The organism is Mesotoga infera (genome assembly GCA_011045915.1).
Lineage (GTDB): Bacteria > Thermotogota > Thermotogae > Petrotogales > Kosmotogaceae > Mesotoga > Mesotoga infera_D.
Genome location: DSBT01000039.1, coordinates 1 through 5,395 on the forward strand (window position 1 = coordinate 1; position 5,395 = coordinate 5,395).

The 5,395-nt window shown below is 47.8% G+C and carries 4 protein-coding genes; all 4 read left to right on the forward strand.

The features are described from left to right. Positions 1–531 precede the first annotated feature (531 nt). Positions 532–1,833: a hypothetical protein gene (locus ENN47_01120; GenBank protein ID HDP76792.1), complete on the forward strand. Its 1,302-nt coding sequence runs from the start codon at positions 532–534 to the stop codon at positions 1,831–1,833. Beyond that, entirely contained in the window at positions 1,823–2,704 is an 882-nt protein-coding gene (gene cas7i / locus ENN47_01125) for a type I-B CRISPR-associated protein Cas7/Cst2/DevR (protein ID HDP76793.1), read from the forward strand. Before ENN47_01120 ends, cas7i begins: the two co-directional genes overlap by 11 nt. 45 nt (positions 2,705–2,749) lie before the next feature. Next, a complete protein-coding gene (gene cas5, locus ENN47_01130) occupies positions 2,750–3,445 on the forward strand; it encodes a CRISPR-associated protein Cas5 (protein ID HDP76794.1) in 696 nt (231 codons plus the stop codon). A 4-nt stretch (positions 3,446–3,449) separates the two neighbouring features. After that, positions 3,450–5,395, forward strand: a 1,946-nt coding sequence (gene cas3, locus ENN47_01135; protein ID HDP76795.1) for a CRISPR-associated helicase Cas3', incomplete at its 3' end; no start/stop codon positions are given.

A 5,395-nucleotide genomic window follows, 5' to 3' on the forward strand; every position in this document is an offset into this window, starting at 1 on the left:
ATATATCCTGGACTACCCATCAAGACTGCCAACGGAAGGAGGTGATTTCATAGAACTTGTTTACAAATACTGCGCAAGAGCTCCTTGGATCGTCGCCGATTACTTCAAAGAAAAACTGCTTGACTCTCTCGAAAACGGAAAGATACTTCCCGATGGGCAGATTCAAATCAGCCGTCGACAGGACGACTTCACCATCCTTGTCAAATTCACTAACTTCTGCGAGGAAAAAAATAGGATCGAGGAACTACAATCTACTCTGAACAAGATATCCGAACTGCTCAATAGAGTTAACATCCACTACAATGAAAAGTGTGATTATGAATCTCGAGGAGGCGAAGCATGTTGGAAGACGAAAGAGATTTCTACGATGACAATTACCTGGACGAAGATGAGGGATTCGGTCTCGGAGGCAGTGCCTGTGCAACCTGCTGGTGCAAAGGAGTTTTCTGTGACTGCTGCGGCTGCACCATCCAGGAAGGGAGAAACGTCTGCGAAAACTGCGAGGATAATTCTTAATCAGAGAGGTGACCTATGAGAGTTCAAATAAGAAGCTTCTGGCAAATGGCCGGGGCAGTCGCGATAAAGAGGTATGCGTCAGACTGCACTATCACGAGAAATCTTTTCGAGACGGCGACGCCCAAGAAGCTAATCTTCGAGAACGCCCTCAACGATATGCTCAACAAGAACGACAAGCCCTGGGCACCAAACCTCAGGCCTTTTCTAAAGCAATACACCGTACTGGAGAAAGTCTCCAAAATGCTCGAAGAAAAAGAGATAGGAAGAAAAGTGTGCAGCCTTTGCGGCTCGAGGGTCTCCACTCTAGAGAAGCTTTCGATGCTCGGAGATCCTTTATCTGTGAAAGTCGAGAACTTTCAGAGCTTCTTCAGCTTCGGCTCGGGAAGCGGAGAAGTCTGCCTAGACTGTCAGTTCCTCGGAATGATGGCCGGTCTCGCTCTCTTCTACACATCCTACAAGGACGGTCAGGACTACGTAATCACTTACCTCTTCCCCGAGAGCGATACACTGGAATCTACCTACAACACGTTTCTCTGGATGAAGGATCTCCACGAACCAAATTCCTGGAGAAATCTGAAGGTCAAGGCGAGATTCTATCCTCAGGAACCCTATGAAACCCTTCTCCTCTCTCTTCACACCCTGTTCGAGAAGACCAGATTCATTCCCCGCTCCTCTTTCAAAGTCATGCAGGTCTCGAACACGGGGAGAAACAACTCCTTTCTCAACTTCGACTCATTCGAGAGAGTGGAGGAGTTGTCAGCCTTCTTCGAAAACGTAGAAAACCTCGGAGGCGACTTCTCGAAATTCATGGACAGTCTGGTAATTTCCGCAAGCCCTTCCGCCGATGTTTCCAGACGTGAAGAGATAGCCAAAATGATCCTCTCCTTCAAGCCGCTCGAAGAAAGGCTTCAGATGATCATGTTCGATCTCGAATACCCTGTCCGTTCAATATACGAAGTGATTGTTGCGTCAAATACTATGAAAGGAGTGAATGGCTTGGATCAAGCGACAATCGATCTCTCCAAAAAGGCCGGCGAGGTAATAGGCAACGCGGTCTTTGAAGCCCAGAGTTTCGGCGATCTATACTCTCTACGCAACAGCCGCTCTCTGGAAGACCTCTTGCTCACCCTGGCCGATCTTGAATTCAAGTATGCAAAAGAGGATTGGAAAATCAAAATCCCCGAAGAGTTCATAAGGATCCTCAATGAAGAAACCTGGAAGAAACCCAAAGCTCTGCTTGTAATCTTCGCTGTGAACAAGTACCTTTCAAGACATTTCGCATCTTCGCACAATGGAGGTGAAAAGATTGCAGATTAAATGCCTCTCTTGGGGTTCAATATCCAAGGTTACCATGGGAAACCCAAACGCAGGCTTCACAGAAGGCAATATCCAGACGGCAAAAAAGATCGTCGCCCCAGACGGTTCTGCATTCAACTACGTTTCCGGACAATGCCAGCGCCACGGCCTGAGAGAGAGATTCGCCGAAATCGGAGAAGCTCTTTCAACTCCCGTAGATGGAGAAGTTGAAACGACTCTCGGAGATCCGCTGAACTATATCGATGATGATCTCTTCGGTTACATGATCGCAGTAACCGGAGACAACAGAAAGAGAACATCACCCGTGAGAATCGCCCCGCTCGTGTCTCTCTTCCCATACAGAGGCGACAGAGATCTTCTCACAAAGACAAGGAAGGCTAGCGACAAGGGTGGAAACATGGTTGAAACCGAAGTCTATTCCGCATATCTGAGAGGCGGCGGGCTCATTGAGCTTGACAGGGTCGGCAAATTCGAACCCTCAGAGATCAAAGAGACCACACTCGAGATACAGAAAGAAGAGCGCTTTAGAAGACTCAACCTCCTCCTCGATTCCATGATGACTCTCTGGACAGGTGGAAAGCAGACCAATATACTGTCTGACATCTCTCCGAAATTCATTGCCTTCGCCTTTCAAACCGTAAAGCTTCCATTTCTCCTCGAATCCGTAACCTGTGACGCGAAGGGAAAGATCCTGGCCGAGACGCTGATCGACAGCATAACCAATTATTCAAACATAATCGATCGCGTAATTATTGGAACTACAAAAGTGCTCGATGCATCGGAACTCAATGCTGGCGCTAATCAGAATATTGAAATTCTTCCTATGACAGATGCCTTCTCCAAAGTCAAAGAGATCATTTCGACAATATAATACAGGCCCCTCTTGCGAGGGGCCTTTTCCAGTGGAGGTGAAAAGATGATTGTGCTCGAAATCTCAATAAAAGGATATACAGCTTCCTTTAGAAGCCCCGCCTCAATGAATTATCAGGAGAGCCTGCCCTTTCCCCCGCCAACGACGATCGCTGGAATAATCGGCGCAGCCACAGGCCGCGAGTACTTCGAGGCACAGAACTACTGCCGGGAACTTTCCTACGGAGTACACATACAGGAGAATGAGGGAATGGCAAAAGACCCCTGGGCAATAAAGAAAGTGAAAGGCGGAGGAAGATCCATAGGCAAAGCGGTAGTGATAAGAGAAGTCATCTATCGTCCCAAAATAACACTTGTAATTGCAGGCCCCCAGGACAAGCTCAAAGAAATCGAGGAAGCGCTTGCCGATCCCCGCTTCCCTCTAAGCCTGGGAAGAGACGACGAGTTCATAACCTCCGTCCAGTCTGAACTAAAGACCGCAGAGAGAGTGGATAAATCAGTCATAAACAATACTGTGGTCAAGGGAAACCTTGAAGGCAAGATCAACATCGCCGGACTTCATGAAGGACTTATCTCTCACTTCAAGACTTACTGGCTGAACTCTGAATTCGATCGCGATAAACGAAATCCGAAGGTGAGGAGGCCGGTAAGCAGATCTCCTTACATATACATCTCTGAACCGGTCAAATACTCCGGAGAGGCGGTAAATGTATCAGGAACTGCCTTCCCTCTTTGGAGGTAGAAGAATGTCTTTCGCAAAGCCGGGAGTAACTCTCGTCGAACACACAGAAAGAGTTCTGGATTACGCAAAGAACTATCTTGATCGAAACAGAATCGTCGCAACGAACACCGATCTTGACTCAAAAGAAATCTCCGAGGCGATTCTGACTGCCTGTGCATACCATGACATCGGGAAGGGATGTTCGGAATTCTCCTTTGACAAAAAAGGCTTCTCCCACTCCCTCGCATCGGCTCAGATAGCGATGGCCTCTCTTAAGGAGTCCCCCATGAAAAACTACATCCTCCAGTCTATACTGGGCCATCACGGTTCTCGATTCAAAGACTCCTTTTCCTCAACTGAATATCTGAGGCAAAAAGCGACTCCGAACTCCGAACTTGAGGAAGAATTCAGAGAGATAAAAGGCTATGCAAGCGAACACTTAGGCATAGAGCTCCCCGATCTTAACCTGAAAATGCCTTCCGCTCGAGAACTTCTCAAGAGGCTCTGCAACTTCTTCTTCAACGAAGCCGGCGACCGGCAACTCTATTCCTTGATCCAGGGCATTCTGAACCTAGCAGACTGGTCGGCTTCAGCAAAACGGTCACTCTCAGTGACTGAAATAGACTTCAAGTCTCGGCCCCTGCGGCCATTTCAGGCGGCGGCCTCGACCGGAAAGGACACGATAATACTCGCTCCGACAGGACGAGGAAAATCTCTTGCCGCTCTTGTCTGGGCTAAGTCGACGGGAAGAGAAAAGTCCACCCTCTTCCTTCCCACAGTGACAACAGTCGAAGCGATGTACGAAAGATACAAAGAAGAAGTATCCGACAAAACCGGTCTTGTCCACGGAAATGTTGCATACTATTTATTCTCGAACGAAAGCTACTCCGAAGACACCCGTGACAGAATCTTCTGGATGAAAGCCTTCGATAACCCCTTCACAGTCGCGACTCTCGATCAGCTTCTTCTCATGTCTCTTAACTGGGGAAGATGGGAGCCAAAGACTGTAAATATTGCCAATGCCGCCGTTGTTTTCGACGAGATTCACGCAAGTCAACCCTACACCTTTGGCATACTCCTTGAAAGCATAAGAATGTTGAAAGCCATGGGCACTCCGGTATGTGTAATGAGCGCCACTCTCCCTTCCTACATGATCGAAAAGCTCAAGGAGGTCCTCGACGACCCTGAAATCGTAAGAGATTACGAGGGAGAATTACTGAGAAGAATCTCCATCTCCACTCCAGAAGAAGTCGACCCTGTTGAAGAGACGAGAAAGCAATATGAAAAAGGGAAAAGAGTGATTCTTTGCTTCAACACAGTCAGAAAGGCCACCGAAGCCTTCAGAACCCTGTCAGATAAAATTTCGGAGAAGGATATTGCTCTCTATCACGGCCGCTTCAACCTCGAAGACAGGAGAAGAATCCTCTCTCGAATAATGGGAGACTCACCTCCAAGAATCATCGTGGCCACACAGACTATCGAAATCAGCCTTGACATAAGCTACGACGTCCTGATAACTGAGTCCGCGCCGGTCGACTCGCTTACCCAGCGTTTTGGCAGAATAAACAGAGAAGGCACAACTCCCGAAGGAGAGGCCATAATCTTTCCGCAGAATGAGAACTCGTATTCGATCTATGACAAAAACCTTGTCTACAGGTCTCTTGAACTCCTAAAAGAGAACCCTACACCCAGCGGACTAGAACTAAGGGAAATGATGGAAGACTTGCTCTCCCAAATCGAGAATATCGAAGAGGAAATCGCGGCCGGTAAGGCTAGCTGGCAGTTTATACGAGACATGAACTTTCAGATATACTCGATGTCGATCGATCAAAGACTTGCAGATGACCTGATTCGCCGTATTCCTTACAAGACTATCGAAGTGATTCCCGCTGAATTCAGTTCAGATAACGCAGGCAAGATGCAGAAGCTAGGCAAACTTGTCAAAGTACCCGTAAGAGATGTAATAGGGCG